The organism is Brevibacterium sp. AGC70, assembly GCF_057334195.1.
Map to the genome: position 1 here is coordinate 89,436 of NZ_JBHFIH010000006.1, position 16,452 is coordinate 105,887.

The following is a 16,452-nucleotide window of genomic DNA, read 5'->3' on the forward strand; positions in this document are numbered from 1 at the left end:
GAAGTCGATGTCTGGGTCTACTCGCGGAGCTTTCGTCCGCATACATATCCGGACTATAGTCCGTGTATGAGCGAGCATACCGGAACGCAGTCCGCTTTTGGAAGAGCCCTTCTTCCCATGGCGACTCCAGAGCAGCCGCTGCGCGCCGACGCACAGCGGAATCGACGTCGAATCCTCGACTCTGCCACGCAGCTCCTGGCTGATGAGGGCGTCGGTGGACTGACCATGGACGAGCTGGCGAAGCGGGCTCAGGTCGGCAAGGGCACGCTGTACCGGAATTTCACCGACAAAGCGGGAATCGCCTCGGCGCTGCTCGACGATCGCGTCCGAGACATGCACTCGCGGATGCTGCAGGGGCCACCTCCGCTGGGGCCGGGCGCACCGGGCGACGAGCGCCTGGCAGCCTTCACCGAGGCTTATATGAGACATATCTCGGGCAACCTCGACCTCGTCCTCCTCACCGAGGCATCAAGCCCCCGGGGACGCTTCGACAGAGTGGGCTACCCTTTCTGGCGTCGACACGTCGAAATCCTCGTCGCCGAGGTGTGCAGAGAAGACCACGCCGAGGATGCACGACTGCACGCCGAGGCGGTCATGTCCGTACTCTCGGCCGCTCAGTTGGAGCAGTGGATCCGCATTGAGGGTCACGACCTCGACGAGCTCATTCCCCGAGTGCAGATGATCGTCGTTGGCATCGCCGTCGGCTGAGTTCAGTCACCGCTCCACAACGAGGTCACTCAAAGGCGTCGAACAGCAGGGCAGAAACTTTCCGGCCGCGATCTCCTTGGGGCGGATGCCTCCTGCGTGGTTCATCCTGACCTCGCCGCTGACCAGGACTGACTTGCAGGTTCCACACATCCCCTCTTCGCATGAAGACGGGAAGACCATACCGGCCTCGACTGCTGCATCGAGAACCGTGGTCTCAGGATCGCATTCGACGTGCTTGCCGCTGCTCGTGAAGTCGATGCCGAATCTCCTCAGCGGAGACGAGCCGCACACGGGCGGTGGACCAACAGCCTCCGCTACCCGCCCCGGGGCTGCTCCGGTCGACGCCTCGGCTTCGGCGAACTGGGCCCGCTTGGCCAGGCGTTCGGCTGGAGAGGTCGCGAAGACGAAGGACTCCTCATGCACCCGGCTCCCCAGCACTCCGAGCTCGTCGAGCATCACTCGGACTGCGGCCATGTAATCGGCAGGACCGCAGACAAAGGTCTCACGATCTGCCAAGTCGGGAACCACCTCGGCGAGGGCCTCGCGGGTGATGCGACCACGGCGACCGGCCCACACCTCAGCAGCGGAGTCTCTCGAGCACATCGTCACCACACTCACGCCGGGGACCTCGGCCAGCTGCTCGAGTTCGGGCCGGAAGATGATGTCGGCCGGGGTCGCCGCGTTGTGGATGAGCACGATGTCGGTCGGAGCACCGGCAGACCGCGCCAACAGGGACCTCACCATCGACATGATCGGGGAGAGACCCGAGCCGCCGGAGACGAACAGGTGCTTCGCGGCCGGGTGGAAACTGGTGCTGAACAGACCGTACGGACCGTCGACGTGGACACGGTCGCCGACCTTGAGCACGTCGTGCAGGTAGGTCGAGACCGCGCCGCCGTCGACGCGTTTGACGGTGAGGGTGAATGTGTTCGTCCCGAATGGCACCGAGGCAATCGAATAGCAGCGCTCACATTCGAGTTCGGGGATGCGCACTGTCACGTACTGTCCGGGTTCGAAGTCGATCCGAGCCATCCAGGGCGCGAAGAGCTCGAAGCTTCTGACGTTGTGCGTGACATCGGTGATGGACACGCATTCGACCATCCCGGTCAGTTCCGCATCGGCTTCGGGTGCTGCCGCAGCATAGCCGGGGGACGTTGCATCGTAGCCGGGGGCTGCCGAGTCAAAGCCGGCGTTCAGTGTCTCCTGGTAGATCGTCATCAGCTCTGCCCTCCCTGGCCAGCCTGCTGCACGTCGGTCTGCGCCCTGTGGGCCTGCAGCCGTTCGATGTACCACGTGCAGAATTCTTCGAGGTCGCTCTCCGTGGGCGCATAGGGTCCCGGAACGTAGGCAGGTGACGAAATCCCGCGGTGGGCCTTCGCACACAGCGCCGCATCCTGCTCGTTCGTCTTCACCCACACGGTCGTGAGGTTCTCAACGTCATAGTCGACGCCTTCGACCGCATCCTCATGGACCAGCCAGGTCGAGCGCACCCGCGTGGTGTCGGGCCCCAGGGGAATGAGGGAGAAGGTGACCGCGTGGTCGCCCATGAAGTGGAACCAAGCGTTGGGCTGAGTGTGCATGGATAGTCGCCCAAGCTCAGGGGTATCGAGTTCACCGAGGAGTTTCGCCGAGGCGGCCCCGCCGTCCATCGTGTACGACTCCCCCTTGCCGTCGAGAGCCGCCCGTTCGATGCGGAAGCCGGTGGCTCGGCCGCTGAGCTCTGCGATGAGCTGCGTGGGGAGGTTGTTGCGTTCGCTGTTGACCCGCAGTCTCTCCTCGGCGTCGAGGTAGCGCTGGTAGGCGGGCTTGAGCCGTTTGGGGATCTCCTCCGGGGCGTAGCCATAGGTTGGGAAGAAGGTGCAGGTCAGCTCCGGGTGCCCGGCCTCGCAGTGATAGCACTCGCGGTTGTTCTCCATGACGAGCTTCCAGTTGGCGTGCTCGATGAGATCGACCTGGGCGGCGACCTTGGTCTTGTTCAGGGCGTGCGGTTGGATGTAGGGCGAGATCCGCTCGGCCACCTCGGCGAAGTCCTCCGGAGGATTGTGCGCCAGGCAGATGAAGACCAGGCCAGCGACGACGCGGACGTTGACCGAGCGCAGGGAGAAGCAGGTCCGGTCGAAGCCGGGAGCCTGGACACCTGCGGACATGAGGGCGCCCTCGGGTGAGTAGGTCCACTGGTGGTAGCTGCAGACGATGTTGCCCACGGACCCGTTGGTCTCGGACAGGAGGCGAGCGCCTCTGTGGCGGCAGACGTTGTGGTGGGCGCGGATCTCCTCGTCGTCATCGCGGATGATGATGACCGAATAGTCGCCGATGTCGATGGTGACGAAATCGCCGGGCTCGGGCACCTCGGCAGCTGCCGCTGCGAAGATCCATGTCGCGGCGAATACCGCGTCGATGTCCCTGCGATAGAACTCATCGGAGAGATAGAAGGGGGCCTCAAGACAGTAGCCGGGTCGACGCTCGTCGATGAGCCTGTCTGGATTGTCTGTTCTGGGATCGACTTCGGGTGCCAAAGTCATCGGTGTCACCGCCTCGCTGCGATTGCTGTTGCCTAAGGCCAGTGTCCGCCGGAAAACCTGCGAAGAAAAGCGAATCTTTTTCCACTGGATCGTGCAACAATATTGCATGATCGATCAGCGTCTCCAGGTGCTCCGAGTGCTCTCCGAGGTCGGAACTCTCACCGAGGCCGCGCACCGCCTCGGCTATACCCCTTCCGCCGTGTCTCATCAGCTGCGATCCCTGTCCAAGGACCTCGGTCTGCACATCCTCGAACAGCGCGGAAGAGGCCTCATCCTGACCCCTGTGGGCCAGCTCCTCCTTGAGCGGACGCAGGAGCTCTTCACCCGGTGGGAGGAGATTCGCGGCGAACTCGCCGAGGCCGATGCGGGCAGCCCCATGCAGCAGAGGCGACTGCGCCTGTGCGGCTTCTCGACGGCTGCGGCGGCGCTGCTGCCACCGACTGCGGAGAAGGTGAGCGAACTTTTCCCCGATTCTCAGGTCACCATCATCGAGGCCGAGCCCGAGGAGTGCTTCGAACTCCTCGTCACCGAGCAGGCCGATATCGCCGTCGTCGTGGCCACGGACCCGCTGCCGCCGCGCAGCGACATCCGGTTCGAGCAGAATGCGCTGGTCAGCGACCGGCTCGACCTCCTCGTCCGCAGCGATCACCGCTTGGCCACACGCTCGGCGGTGTCACTGAGTGAGGCTGCTGAGGAGAGTTGGATCCTCGACCGCCCGGGTTCGCCCTACTACCGGCTGGTGCGAACAGCCTGCGCGGCAGCTGGCTTCTTCCCCGAGAACGCCCATCAGTCGCGGGAGTGGGAGACCGGGGCGGCACTGGTCTCTGCCGGATTGGGGGTGGCGCTCATCCCCCGCCTGGCCAGACTGCCCGAGGGCTACGATGTGGCCCGCGTACCCTTGCGCGGAGATCCGGTACCTTCCCGGAAGATCCTCACCGGGGTACGCAGCGGGTCCGCGGGCCAGCCGATCATCGCCGCCGCGCTCGAGATCCTCCACGAGGTCGCAGCCTCGGTGGCTCACCGCGGGGTGTGAACCTCACCGGTACATCGGCCACCCCATGGCCGCGTGCCTGATGCGACGACGCTTCTTCGCGGTGCGGACCGCGAGGACGATTCCCGTGACGAGAGCCGCCAGTGACACCACGCCCACGATGACTGCGGTGATGACGAAACCAGAGGCGAAGTCATTGAAGGCATCGACGTTGCCGCCACCACCGAACAGGAACAGCACGCCGGGAATCATGATGATTCCGATCGCCAGCAGCACACCGAGGGCTCCCGCCACAATGAGCAGAATCCCCGGAACCACCGAGGGCAGCCGCGGCATGGGGTACTGCGGAGCGGCGTGCGGGGACACCGGCTGCTGCGGCACCGGCTGCTGCGGCATTCCGAAATTCTGCTGAGCCATCGTCACATTCGCCCCTCGCCCTCAACCGGCTGACCACCAGTCTTCGACCGTTGACCACTGTCGCTCTCCATCGTAGACGCGCCTCGATGCTGGACGCGCGTGCTCATGTGATGAGCTGGTGACGCGCTCACCCGGACTTTCGCATCCTGAAGAGCATTCACACGCCGACTAAGGGTGGCATAAGGTCGATTGCAAGAAGCCAGCCCCAGGCCCAATCACGAAGGATGTGCACACCGATGGACGAAGTGAAGAACCTCGATGCCGAAGCCGTCTTCGCCGCACTCTCCCCTGCCGAGGCGGTCGCCGCCCTGCGTGCTGCGTTGGCGAGCGATTTCGACCCCGCCGATGACATCCCGCGCACGATCACCGATATCTCCGCCGGGAACATGATCTTCATGCCCTCGGAGATCGGCGATTGGGTCGGGGTCAAACTCGCCGGCGTCTCCGTCGGCAATCCCGAACGCGGCCTCCCCCGAATCATGGCCCAGTACCTCATGTACGACAGCGCGACCCTCGAGCTGCGAACCGTCATCGATGGTGCAGCGCTGACGACCCTGCGCACCCCGGCGGTCTCCGTCGCTGCGATCGAACCTGCCCTGACCAGGTTCACTCAGCCGGTCAAAGTCGTGGTCTTCGGCGCCGGCCCGCAGGGTGTGGGGCATGTCGACACGATCGCCGATGTCCTCGATGTCGAGCTCGCCGATGTCGCCTTCGTCGTCCGCTCCCCCGATCAGGTCACCTCCGATGTCCATGACCGCGGCAGGGTGCTCGAAGCGCAGACCGCCGAGGTGGACTCAGCACTGCGCGCCGCCGACATCATCGTCACCGCCACCACCGCGAGCGAACCCCTGTTCTCATCAGACCTGGTCAGACCCGGTGCTGTGGTCATGGCGTGCGGATCCCACGATCCCCATTCGCGTGAGCTGCCAGCTGAGCTCTTCACCTCGGCGATGGTCGTGGTCGAAGACCTCAGCACAGTGCTGCGGGAGGGCGGGGACGTCGTCCTCGCGATCTCCGATGGGGCGCTGGATGCGGATTCGCTCGTGACGATGAAGCGCTTCAGCAACGGCGAAGTCAGCGCGAAGGCGGGTCAGACGGTCATCTTCAAGGGCTCCGGCATGTCGTGGGAGGACCTGGCTGTGGCCACGGAACTGGCAGGCAAAGCATGAGTACGTCTGCCGAAGGGGCCGGAGGATCCACCAGCGCTTCAGGGTCCACCAGCGCTGCCGGACCCACTGGGCCAGCAGGGAAAACGGGCGAACTTCGCCGCAGCATCGGACTGACCGAACTCGTCTTCATCGGCCTCGTGTTCATCGGGCCGGCGGCTGCGGTCGGCGTCTTCGGCACGCTCGACGCGAACTCGGGCGGTGCCGTTGCACTCGTCTATATCGTGGCCACGATCGTCATGTCGTTCACTGCGGTCAGCTATATGCGGATGTCGCGGGAGATTCCGCGGGCAGGAACGGTCTTCGCCTACGCCTCGGCGGGGATCGGTCCGCGTGCGGGATTCACCGCCGGATGGATGATCCTCCTCGACTACCTGTTCATTCCGTCCGTGGCGTATCTGTTCACAGGCATCGCTCTGAATTCGATCTTTCCGAGCATTTCCGTGTGGCTGTTCACCGGCATCGCCGTCATTCTCACCACCGGCCTCAACCTTGCCGGCGTGAAGATCGCCTCGCGGGTGATCACGCTCGTGGTGGTCATCGAAGTGCTCGTGCTCGGGTTGGTCCTCGTTCTCGGCGTCATCTATCTGGCAGCCAACGGGCCCAGCCGAGATTGGCTGTCCCCGCTCACGGGAGTGGGCGCGTTCTCGATCACCGCGGTCCTGGCCGCGGTGTCGGTGGCTGTTCTGTCCTATCTCGGCTTCGATTCTCTGGCGACATTCGCCGAGGAGGCCAAGGGCGGGCCGAAGATCGTCGGACGCGCCACCTTGGTGTGCCTGGTTCTGGCCGGCGTCTTCTTCGTGGCGCAGACCTGGGTGGGCAGTCTGCTCTCGCCGGTGTCTCCTGCCGAGCTGCAGGCCAACCCTGAGCTGGAGGGCGCAGCGTACTACGATGCCGTCGATGCCACTCTCGGAACCTGGGTGCACTGGCTGCTGGCCTTGGCCAAGGCAGTCGGTGCGGCGTTCTCCGCCATGATCGGACAGGCCGCCGGTTCACGCATACTGATGGACATGGGCCGCAACGGCCAGGTGCCGAAGTTCCTTGGTCAGGTGTCGCCGCGGACCGGTGTTCCGTGGAAGGGCATCCTCGTCGCGGCCGCCGGCAACGTCATCGTCGCCGGCTGGGCCACGACCCGCGCGGACGGTCTCGACCAACTCACGTCCATCGTCAACGTCGGCGCTCTGAGCGCGTTCATCTTCGTACAGGCCTCAGTGGTCGGCTACTTCCTCGTCAAACGCCAGGGTTCCGAGACTCCGAGCTGGTTCACACATGGGGCGATTCCGATCATCGGCGCCGTCCTGCTCGCCATCGTCCTCGTCAGCGCGAATCCCCTCGCCCTGATCATCGGTGCGGTGTGGCTGGCCATCGGTATCGTCGTGTACCTGGTGCGCAACCACCGACGCGTCTGACTGCGCACACGGGCCCGGCTGCTGGTCGGGGTCTGACTGCCGGGACCAGCTTCGACCGGACAGGGTCACGGTCAGGCTGGGTCACAGTCAGGCTGGGTCACGGTCGCTCAGGGCAACGGTCAGTCTTGGAGCCGGGTTGTGCCATCAATCCCACCTGAGGTGTTGAGCTGCTTGGCATAGCAGTAGTCGGCGCCAAGACCGTGCGATGAGCACCAGGACAGTGCCTCCTCCGGATCGTCGTATCCGATTCCCACGACCGTGACCCAGAAGTCGTCTTCTTTGAAGCTGGCGAAATCACCAGACCACACCAGCTGCACGCGAGGGAACTCCTCCCGCAGCCCTTGGTGTTCGGCGAGGATGTCCTTTTCCTTCCAGGTCTTCCCCTCGGCCTCAAGACCCAGCTTCTTCGAACTCAGCTGCGGCACCCATTTCCCGTTGAGGTCAGCCTTGACGCTGGGTCTGTCTTTTTCGATCAGCTGCTCAAGTGCCTTCGCCGGGTCATCCGACAGGGCTGGTGATTCCGAGGGATCGGGACTCTCTGAGGGACCTTGGCTTGATGAGGCCTCGCTTCCCGGGCTCTTCGCCTCCGATGAGGCGGGTGCGGCGACCGTGTCACCGTCAGAGCCCTTGCCGAACAGAGTCGCTGCGCCCCATCCGATTCCGAGAGCGACAACGACGATGAGAACCACGCCCATCGCGATAAGCCCTCTCCGACTGCGGGACTTCCCAGCCGGTGCGGCGGCATCAGGCCCTTGCGCATAGTGGGCATTGGAGTTCTGTGACGGTGCCTGTTGGTGGTGTGGGTACTGCTGGTGCTGTGGATGCTGTTGATACTGGCCATGTGGGGCCTGGGCCGAAGCGGATTCGCTCTGCGGGCGCTTCGGCCTGGGGTACGGGGACGCGGTGGGAGCCACAGGAGGCCCTTCGCCCCAACCATTGCTGACACGCTCTTCCGGCTGACCCCAGCCAGTATCGGGCTGTTGGTTCCAGCCCGTTTCCGACTGCTGATTCCACCCTGTGTTGGGCTGGCGCTGCGGAGGGTTCGCCCCGTGTCCTTGCTGACCGTCGCCGTTCCACGCAGGGTCGCGGCCGCTCCCGGGTGGAGGTGGATTCTCACTCATCAGCGGCTCTCGATCCTTCTTTGCGAAATGAGTCCTTTAGGACAACTTCCATGGTTTCACAAGCCTAATATAGGATTGCCACTACAAAATGAATATGCAGTCGCATATTGGCTTATATCCAAATACACACCCCTCGCCTGCATCGAAGCAGACCCACTCGGATGAAGGACCACTCATGAGCGACTCATCTCACGCCGCCAAAGACAACGGAGCCGCAGAAGAGTCGGACAGCACTGCCGTTGACGAGCCGGACAGCACTAACTCAGAAGAGCCGAAGATCACAGAGACTTCACCCGCCGCGAAGAGGCCCGAGCCCTCCCCTTCTGCGGCGTCTGGTTCGGAGACTCACTTTCCTGCAGCCGGGCTTGACTCGGACAACGACGATCCGGACTCCACAGCGCGGTTCGCGCCTGGCTGGAACCAGAGCAACCAGCAGCAGTCCCACCTCTATGACTCAGAACCGCAGACGCAATCCCCATCCCGATTTCCAGAAATGGGATCACCCCACCCGAGCCAGCACTCCCCAGCCTCTAGCCAGGGCTCGCCAGTCTCTAGCCAGGGCTCGCCATATCCTGCGTACGACGCTCCCTATGGGCAGCAGCATCCCAAGCCGAACTCGTACTACTCTCACTCGGGCAGTCAGTCGAATGGGCGCCCGGGAAGCCAACCGAGTGGATACTCCGCCAGCCAACCGGGTGGGCACATGGGCAACCAGCCCGGCGGCCACCTCGGCGGTCAGCCGCAAGGAGTTCCCTATCCTCAGCCTCCCCAATACCCTCAGCCTCAGATGTCTCCATCGGCGGCGAAGTACCTGTCTGCGTTGAGCCAGGGAGCCACATGGCGCAGCGCCCTGATCCCGCCTGGGCTGGCCCTGCTGGCTGGAATCATCGTCTCGATCATCGTCTCGGCGCTGCTCACCTCGATGAGCGACTTCACCACTCTCGCTGAAGAGACCGGTTCCAACACCGACGGAATCAGCTACGCGCTGCCCTTCGTCCTGCTGGCAATGTCACTGTTCGGTTCGGCTGTATTCCGCTTCAACGTGCAGGCCGGAGACATGGGTCAGGCGTCGGGCAGCCTCTTCGCCTCGGGAGCACCGCTGCTCATCACCATCATCGTCATCGGTGTGCTGTGGTGGTTCACGAAGCGCAGCGAGCTCAAATCGCCGTCACCCAATCGCGGCGTCACCTGGATCCGCATCGGGATCACGACCTTGTCGATGGCTTTCGTTCTGCTTCTTCTCGAACTGATCTTTGCGGCGCGCTTCTCCATCACAGAAAGCGGCGGGGTGGTCGATCTCGAGTTCTCCGCCGTGACCGTCCGTTCGTTCTTCCTGCCGCTGCTCACCGTCCTCATCACCAGCGTCTGCGCAAGGATCGCCGGGCACTTCAAGGGCAGCGAGGCCATCGGTGCTCCCTTCCTGCGGTGGCTCGTCCCGCCCATTCTCGTGACGTGGACCCACCTCATCGTCGCCACCCTTGCCCTATCGATCGTCGCAGTCTTCATCATTCCGCTGTCCTTTGACATGCCCTGGCAGACGATTCCAGCGCTCTTCATCAATGTGGGCCTGATCCTCACCATGCTTGTCCACCTCGGCGGAGTCAGCGCCTCGGCTCAGGGAGACATGATGGGCTTCGACTCCGGCGGGTTCTCGGAGTCACTGACCATCTTCAGCCGCGAGGCACCCGGGCAACTGTGGATCGGGCTGCTGGCGGTCGTGGCCGCCGTCCTTGTCGCAACCCTTGTCGCCACCGTGACTCGCCGTCCCTATTGGACAGTCGCCGGCGAGGACAAGGCGCAATGGTCCACTGCGTGGAAGATTCCGTTGGCGTTCTGCGCTATCTGGGGATTGCTCTCCGTGCTGGCCGTCCCCCTCCGCATCCATCTGGAGGGGTCAGCCGCGGCTGCGTCGATGTTCGATGGCTTCGGCACCGCCCGCGCTGGTGTCGGCCCTCTGGCCTGGTCGTTCCTCCTCTTCGCCCTCTGGGGCGTTGTCATCGAGGTTCTATCGAGGACCCTCGGCCCGCGGCTTGTCCTGACCGTTCCGGCCCTCGCGAAATTCTTCGCTGGACGGGCCGTCCACCCACACTGGGGTCAGGCGCTGGGTATGAGCGAACCACGCCATCCCCTCATCCATCCAGACGCCGTCGCTGGCCCTGGTGCCGGAGCCGGTACGACAGCTGCCGGCGCTGGTGCCGTTGCTGCTGCCGGTACCGGGGCCGCTGCTTCGGCCTACCCAAGCGTCCCGCAGTCAGGGCCCTCAGCGCACGCGGAACCTGGCGCGTATCCACCTCCAGGGGAACCTAGCGCGTATCCACCTGCAGGTGCCACCTATCCGATGCCCGCTCCCCCGAACGGCGCCTATGCCGGGCCCGGCTCGCCCCCGCCTCCGGGAACCGCACCTGCCCAACCCTTCAACAAGAAGAAGGCGACTCTGGTCGGCGTGATCAGCGGCTCGGCCGTACTCGCGATCGTCGCGGCACTCATCGTCGTCACGCAGGTCAACGGGAACACCTTCAGTCCTGAGGCCGCCGTAGAGAAGTATTTCTCCGAACTCTCCGATGGCGATGCCGAGGGCGCGCTGAAGATGGCCGATGTCGACGTGCCCACAGAGCAGCGGCAGCTGCTGACGAACGACGTCCTTGGCGCCGCAAAGGCCCTGCCGAAGGACGTCACCGTCGAAGATGCCGATGTCAACGGGAACTCGGCGACAGTGACCGCGACCTACGACGTCGGAGGAAGCAAGGGCACGACAAACTTCTCTCTGCATAAGGCGGGCAAGAAGGCCTTGTTCTTCGACGACTGGAGGCTGCAGGCGCCCGAGCTCTTCTACCTCTCCGTCGAGACTCCCGGTCTGAGCAAGGTCAAGATCAACGGAATCGATATCGAGACCAGCGAATCCGGCATCGCCCTTCCCGCTTTCCCGGGAATGTACACCATCGGACTCTCTGAAGAGACCGAACTGGTATCTGCAGACGAGATCGAGGCCCGAGCATTCTTCGCCGAGGAAGGCGACATGGAAGGGTACGAGCCTGCGCTGCTCGCGGCCCAGCCCACCGATGCCTTCCGCACCGAGGTGAACAAGCAGATCAAGACTCTCATCGACAGCTGCGCCAAGAAGACCGTCGCACAGCCCGATGGCTGCCCCTTCGGCTCCTACAGCGCAGAGAGCTACGACGCGACGAACATCAAATGGTCGATCTCCTCGTATCCGACGGCCAGCGTGGGCAATCCGTCGGGCGAAGGCTACTTCGACCCCGAGGAATCCACCGGGCCCAACGGCGGCCCCGCCTGGCCGATCTCAACAGAGACGACAGGTGAGGCGTTTGTGACGGGAAAGTACGACTCGTTCTTCGATGAATCAGACACCTTTGACGACACGGTGACGTTCTCGGTCGACGGCACCGCCGAAATCGTCGACGGCAAGGTCGTGATCAACGTCGAGGGTGACCCGTACGGCTTCTGATCAAGGCCGGGTCGCTCTGCTCGGGGCTGGATTGCTCTGCTCAGGGCTGAGTCGCTCCGGTCAGGGCTGGATCGTCAACAGCAGGTTCAGCCCCTCAGCCACATAGTGTTCGCGCTCCTCGCTGGGTACCATGGCCCCGCCGGTCACCCAGACCAGGTGAGTGGCATCGGCATAGCGCGGCCCCTCGCCGAGGTGGCCGATCGTTCGCCACGGAACGGTCAGTCCCGCCGTCGCCGAAGGCTCGACATCGAGTCCTTCGGTCTGGTGGAGCACACCGACGCCTGCCTTGATGACCTCGTCGGAGACCGTGGCGAATCCGGAGATCAGAGGGCTGATCACCGGTCCGATGAAACGTGAAGGTCGTGCCACGGCCAGGCCGTCGGCGGCTGTGGCCCCGCTGAGGCCGATGTCCTGGACGCAGATCTCGCTGTGCAGACCGGTACGAACGCCGAGGAACATGGCAGGTGCTTGGCTCGGCTCCACGAAGATGCAGTGCACATCGTCACCGAAGACACTCTTGAGCCCATAGGTCACTCCACCCGGTCCGCCGCCGATTCCGCACGGTAAGTACACGACGAGAGGGTGTTCAGCGTCGACTGTCACGTGTGCGGCTTCGAACTGGTCTCTGAGACGCAGGGCGGCCACCGAGTACCCGGCGAAGAGACTCCGTGAGTCTTCGTCGTCGACGAAGTGAGTGCGCGGTGCCCCTTCGGCGGACGCTCTGCCTGCCGACACTGCTTCGACGAAGTCTCCGGAGTGCTCGATGACATCGACACCATGACTGCGCAAGAGCTCCTTCTTCCACCCTCGAGCGTCGGCCGACATGTGCACCGAGGCGGCGAAGCCGAGTGCCGCACTGAGAATGCCGATCGACAGTCCCAGGTTTCCGGTGGAACCGACGACGATCCGGTGAGTTCCGGCGAGCGCGCGAAACTCCTCGGCGCTGTAGGTGGCGGGATCGTTCGGGTTCAGTCCGTGGCCGGCGGCGACCACCTCGGCGTATTCGAGGACCTCGTGGAAACCTCCACGCGCTTTGATCGATCCGCTGATCGGAAGAGCATCGTCGCGTTTGAGCCACAGTCTGCCGGGCAGTTCGACACCGAGGCGCTCGTTGAGATCCGCCTGCGCAGCGTCGGCAGGAACCAAGGGGGACTCAATAATTCCATTCGCGTCGGCGGTCTCCGGGAACGTTTCGGCGAACCACGGCGCGAACCGTTCGAAGCGCTGGGCGGCTCGATTCATAACGATCGGGTCTACACCGGCTTGGTGTTCCACTCCAGCTTCGTAGTTCGCTGCCATATTCTGCAGAACGTCGGCACTGGGATCGAGGTCGCTGCGCAACCAGAAAGTCGATTCACCAGCAGCCAGGGACCGGACTACCGGGTCGGCAGCATCGAAATCGACCCCAGGCTGCGGCTGAGACTGAGGTTGCGGTTGATGCTGTGATTGAGGGTACATGTCGGCAGACTCCGATTCGCGTTTGTGTGGTCCGTTTCAGTGCTGGGCGGCAATATACTTTCCCGCTCTTCGACCCATCCATTGGCCATTCTCGACTACGTGCTCGCCAGAAACGAGAACTTCGTCAATTCCCAATGGTGCCAGCGTCGGCTGAGTGAACGTGGCGTTGTCGACCACAGTCGCGGGGTCGAAGAGAACAAGGTCGGCCACATGGCCAACCCTGATACGACCGCGGTTGACCAAACCGAATACATCCGCTGGCAACGCGGTCATCTTCCGTACCGCATCTGCGAGAGAGATGACGGACTGCTGGCGCACATAGTGGTCAAGGACGCGTGGAAACGACCCATACCCACGAGGATGCGGTCTTCCACCAGTACCCACAGGAAGGCCATCGGTCCCTATCATCGTAAGTGGATGGCGCAGCGCCGTCTCCACGTCGGATTCATTCATCGCGTGCACAATCATCGTCGCTTTCAGATTCTCCTCGCGAAGTATGGACGCAACGGTAGAAACCGGGTCGAGCCGGAGGCTGTGCGACAGGGATTCGATGGACTGACCTTCAAATCGGTGCGACCCGGTGCTCGCGATGACGACGTTGTCCCAGCCGGCCTGCAGTCCGTAATTCTCAAACGTCGATTGAGGGTCACCGATCTGTCGGCTCGCCGCCTGCACAAGTTCGGGTGAGTTCAGTCGGTCCAGCAGAACGCGCGATCCGCCATCATGCATCCACGGGGGCAACAGCGCTGCCAGCATCGTGCTGGCAGCCGTGTAAGGATAGATATCTTGAGTGACACGCACACCCTGAACTCGGTTGGAGTCGATCTCGGCAAGCACCTCGGCGAGCTTTCCGGGCTGTCGTCGATCGGCCATCTTCAGATGCGAAATGTGGCACTTGGTGCCCGCAGACTCGGCGATGGCAAGAGTCTCGCGCACACTTTCAGACAGGTATCGGCTCTCATTGCGCATGTGGCTCGCGTAGACGGCGTTCGGAGGCAGTCGTTTCGCCAAGCGGGTGATCTCCTCCGAACTGCTGAATACCCCCGGGGGATAGATCAACCCAGTGGACAGACCGGCAACACCCATCTCGAGTGCCTCGTCGACCAAGCGCTCCATCGTCCCCATCTCAGCCTTTGAGGGATCTCGGTCTTCTGCCCCCATCGCGGCGACTCGGATTGTGTTGTGCCCGATCAGCGACGCGAAATTCGTCACGAATTCGCCCTCTTCGAGGGCACCTACATAACTGGGATAATCGCTCCAAGTACATTCCTGAGGCGGAAATATTCTCTCAACCAGCGAATTGAAATCGTCCGAGTGAAGTTCGTTGATGGGTGCCATGCTGAAGCCGCAATTGCCGTTGACCTCGGTTGTCACTCCCTGCAGAATCTTTGATGTGTCATCCTCTGTCCGGAGTGGAGAGTGATCCGCGTGGGCGTGAGTATCGATGAATCCTGGCGCCAGCATCCGACCATCAGCATTGACACGGTGTTCACCCAGCCGGGCGCCCAGAGTTCCGGCGCGCGCGATATGAGCGATCGTCTTGCCTTCGATGAGAACGTCTTTCGGCTCTGTCGATAGGTTCTCTCCGTCGGCGAGAAATGCGTTGGTGATGAGTGTTCGCATGTTCAGATCTCCCCGAGCTTTTTGACTTCACGATTCATTGCACGCGGCAGGACGGCCAGTCCCACCACAGAAATCACGAGCAGGCCGACCATTGTGAGGAGTCCACCCTGAGTGCTGCCGGTTGCTTCCTTGACCAACCCCATGATCGTGGGGGCAACGAACCCGCCCAGGATTCCGACAGTATTGATGAAGGCGATTCCACCTGCAGCAGCCGTTCCGCCGAAATGCTGTGCAGGCACGGCCCAGAAGACCGTGTATGCACCCCAGACTGCGGCAATCGCGACGATGAGCGCGATGAACGACACCCCGAAATTGGATGCCGTGTAGGCAGCGACCGTGAGTCCGAGGATCGCGATGATCGTGGGCACGATACTGTGCCAAGTCCGCTCGCCGAATCGATCGGAGCTACGAGTCAGAATGATCATCACAGGGATGGTAACGAGATACGGAATCGATGATAGGAGGCCGTTGGAGAAGGTGTCGGTGATGCCGTTCTCCAACAGGATCGTCGGCAGCCAGAAGCTGACCGCATAGATCCCGCACATGATTCCAAAATAGGCGACCGCCATGATGTAGACAGTCGGGTTCTTCAACGCCACCAGGAAGCTGCTCGTGTGCTGCGAGGACTGGCTCCGCGACAGTTGGTCTCGTATGATCTGACGCTCGCCGTCGTTGAGCCACTTGGCCTGTTCGGGTCGATCGACCATGAACAGCCAAAAGATCGCTCCCAGCAGAACACACGGCAGACCTTGGACGAGGAACATCCACTGCCACCCTGAAAGCCCGCCCAGGTTGTCTGTCACTGCAATGATCATGGCCGATCCAGCTGACCCAATGATCGCCCCGATTGGCCCCGCAAGCATGTAGATGCCCATCACCGAAGCCATCTTCCGAGCGGGGTACCAATACGTCAGATAGAGAATGATCCCCGGAGCGAACCCGGCCTCGAAGATGCCTAGCAGAATGCGAATGACATAGAACATCGCTTCGTTCGTCACGAAGAGCATGGATGCCGAGGTTATTCCCCACAGCACCATAATTCGGGTAATGGTCTTGCGAGCGCCGACCCTATTCATGAGCAGATTGCTTGGGATCTCGAGGCTGGCATAAGCGAGGAAGAACAGGCCTGCGCCGATTCCGAAGACAGCCTCGGTCAGTCCAGGTATTTCGGCTTGCATATGCAGCTTCGCATACCCGATATTCACCCGATCGAGATATGCGAATGTGTAGCAGATCAGCAGGAAGGGCAGAAGACGACGGTTGATCTTCTTGAATACAGCGACTTCCTTGTCGCTGGCAATCCCATTCGTGGCGGCGGTGCCTGTGTTCGACATGGATTCTCCTCTCAACACTGATGACACAGTAGTGTTGAGTCATTACGATTGATCAAATCGTTGGAAATCGCTATTTTGATGCATCTGTTTGAAGCTAGAAGCCAACTGCAGGAGAGGACTTGCTCAGATGGCCGGTCCCACTGTCGATGCCGTGGATCTCGATATCACCGATGCCCTGCAGATTGATCCGCGAGTGCCATGGACGGTGATCGGCGAACTGGTTGAGCGATCCGAAGT

12 protein-coding genes are annotated in these 16,452 nt (G+C 62.6%); 5 read left to right on the top strand and 7 right to left on the bottom strand.

The annotated features are described in order from the left end of the window. Nucleotides 1–66 precede the first annotated feature (66 nt). Nucleotides 67–708, top strand: a complete 642-nt coding sequence (locus ACE03M_RS04420) for a TetR/AcrR family transcriptional regulator (RefSeq protein ID WP_485932879.1) — start codon at nucleotides 67–69, stop codon at nucleotides 706–708. Nucleotides 709–714: 6 nt separating this feature from the next. Here ACE03M_RS04420 and ACE03M_RS04425 read toward each other — a convergent pair whose 3' ends face one another. Both ACE03M_RS04425 and ACE03M_RS04430 read right to left on the bottom strand, forming a co-directional pair. Continuing rightward, a complete protein-coding gene (locus ACE03M_RS04425) occupies nucleotides 715–1,926 on the bottom strand; it encodes an FAD-binding oxidoreductase (RefSeq protein ID WP_485932880.1) in 1,212 nt (403 codons plus the stop codon). Continuing rightward, nucleotides 1,926–3,230, bottom strand: a complete 1,305-nt coding sequence (locus ACE03M_RS04430) for an aromatic ring-hydroxylating oxygenase subunit alpha (RefSeq protein WP_485932881.1) — start codon at nucleotides 3,228–3,230, stop codon at nucleotides 1,926–1,928. The genes ACE03M_RS04425 and ACE03M_RS04430 overlap by 1 nt, the downstream gene beginning before the upstream one ends. 106 nt (nucleotides 3,231–3,336) lie before the next feature. Between ACE03M_RS04430 and ACE03M_RS04435 the strand changes: the two genes are divergently transcribed. After that, on the top strand, nucleotides 3,337–4,263 hold the full coding sequence (locus ACE03M_RS04435; RefSeq protein WP_485932882.1) for a LysR family transcriptional regulator: 927 nt from the start codon (nucleotides 3,337–3,339) through the stop codon (nucleotides 4,261–4,263). 3 nt (nucleotides 4,264–4,266) lie between these two features. On the opposite strand, the gene ACE03M_RS04440 is transcribed toward ACE03M_RS04435, so the two are convergent. Continuing rightward, nucleotides 4,267–4,638, bottom strand: a complete 372-nt coding sequence (locus ACE03M_RS04440; RefSeq protein ID WP_485932883.1) for a hypothetical protein — start codon at nucleotides 4,636–4,638, stop codon at nucleotides 4,267–4,269. 236 nt (nucleotides 4,639–4,874) lie between these two features. Here ACE03M_RS04440 and ACE03M_RS04445 point away from each other — a divergent pair, with 236 nt between their 5' ends. Beyond that, nucleotides 4,875–5,807: an ornithine cyclodeaminase family protein gene (locus tag ACE03M_RS04445; protein ID WP_143924020.1), complete on the top strand. Its 933-nt coding sequence runs from the start codon at nucleotides 4,875–4,877 to the stop codon at nucleotides 5,805–5,807. Then, nucleotides 5,804–7,213: an APC family permease gene (locus ACE03M_RS04450; RefSeq protein WP_485932884.1), complete on the top strand. Its 1,410-nt coding sequence runs from the start codon at nucleotides 5,804–5,806 to the stop codon at nucleotides 7,211–7,213. The genes ACE03M_RS04445 and ACE03M_RS04450 overlap by 4 nt, the downstream gene beginning before the upstream one ends. A gap of 119 nt (nucleotides 7,214–7,332) precedes the next feature. Here ACE03M_RS04450 and ACE03M_RS04455 read toward each other — a convergent pair whose 3' ends face one another. After that, the gene (locus tag ACE03M_RS04455; protein WP_485932885.1) at nucleotides 7,333–8,334 is read right to left on the bottom strand and encodes a hypothetical protein; all 1,002 of its coding nucleotides are present in this window, start codon (nucleotides 8,332–8,334) and stop codon (nucleotides 7,333–7,335) included. A 703-nt stretch (nucleotides 8,335–9,037) separates the two neighbouring features. On the opposite strand from ACE03M_RS04455, the gene ACE03M_RS04460 reads away from it, so the two are divergent. Further along, nucleotides 9,038–11,800: a zinc ribbon domain-containing protein gene (locus tag ACE03M_RS04460; RefSeq protein ID WP_485932886.1), complete on the top strand. Its 2,763-nt coding sequence runs from the start codon at nucleotides 9,038–9,040 to the stop codon at nucleotides 11,798–11,800. Between the two features lie 60 nt (nucleotides 11,801–11,860). Here ACE03M_RS04460 and dsdA read toward each other — a convergent pair whose 3' ends face one another. From dsdA to ACE03M_RS04475, 3 genes are read right to left on the bottom strand one after another with little or no spacing between them, the layout of a single operon-like run. Then, nucleotides 11,861–13,258 (bottom strand): D-serine ammonia-lyase, encoded by a 1,398-nt coding sequence (gene dsdA, locus ACE03M_RS04465; protein WP_485932887.1) that lies wholly within the window; start codon nucleotides 13,256–13,258, stop codon nucleotides 11,861–11,863. Between the two features lie 36 nt (nucleotides 13,259–13,294). Next, on the bottom strand, nucleotides 13,295–14,881 hold the full coding sequence (locus tag ACE03M_RS04470) for an N-acyl-D-amino-acid deacylase family protein (RefSeq protein ID WP_485932888.1): 1,587 nt from the start codon (nucleotides 14,879–14,881) through the stop codon (nucleotides 13,295–13,297). Between the two features lie 2 nt (nucleotides 14,882–14,883). Then, a complete protein-coding gene (locus ACE03M_RS04475; RefSeq protein WP_485932889.1) occupies nucleotides 14,884–16,215 on the bottom strand; it encodes an MFS transporter in 1,332 nt (443 codons plus the stop codon). Nucleotides 16,216–16,452: the final 237 nt, after the last annotated feature.

Bases quoted from the DNA above. Each gene is read 5' to 3' on its own strand.
- ACE03M_RS04440 (WP_485932883.1), bottom strand. From the start codon at position 4,638: ATGGCTCAGCAGAATTTCGGAATGCCGCAGCAGCCGGTGCCGCAGCAG.
- ACE03M_RS04460 (WP_485932886.1), top strand. From the start codon at position 9,038: ATGGGCAACCAGCCCGGCGGCCACCTCGGCGGTCAGCCGCAAGGAGTT.
- ACE03M_RS04425 (WP_485932880.1), bottom strand. From the start codon at position 1,926: ATGACGATCTACCAGGAGACACTGAACGCCGGCTTTGACTCGGCAGCC.
- ACE03M_RS04470 (WP_485932888.1), bottom strand. From the start codon at position 14,881: ATGCGAACACTCATCACCAACGCATTTCTCGCCGACGGAGAGAACCTA.
- ACE03M_RS04455 (WP_485932885.1), bottom strand. From the start codon at position 8,334: ATGAGTGAGAATCCACCTCCACCCGGGAGCGGCCGCGACCCTGCGTGG.
- dsdA (WP_485932887.1), bottom strand. From the start codon at position 13,258: ATGTACCCTCAATCACAGCATCAACCGCAACCTCAGTCTCAGCCGCAG.
- ACE03M_RS04450 (WP_485932884.1), top strand. From the start codon at position 5,804: ATGAGTACGTCTGCCGAAGGGGCCGGAGGATCCACCAGCGCTTCAGGG.
- ACE03M_RS04435 (WP_485932882.1), top strand. From the start codon at position 3,337: ATGATCGATCAGCGTCTCCAGGTGCTCCGAGTGCTCTCCGAGGTCGGA.
- ACE03M_RS04430 (WP_485932881.1), bottom strand. From the start codon at position 3,230: ATGACTTTGGCACCCGAAGTCGATCCCAGAACAGACAATCCAGACAGG.
- ACE03M_RS04420 (WP_485932879.1), top strand. From the start codon at position 67: ATGAGCGAGCATACCGGAACGCAGTCCGCTTTTGGAAGAGCCCTTCTT.
- ACE03M_RS04475 (WP_485932889.1), bottom strand. From the start codon at position 16,215: ATGTCGAACACAGGCACCGCCGCCACGAATGGGATTGCCAGCGACAAG.
- ACE03M_RS04445 (WP_143924020.1), top strand. From the start codon at position 4,875: ATGGACGAAGTGAAGAACCTCGATGCCGAAGCCGTCTTCGCCGCACTC.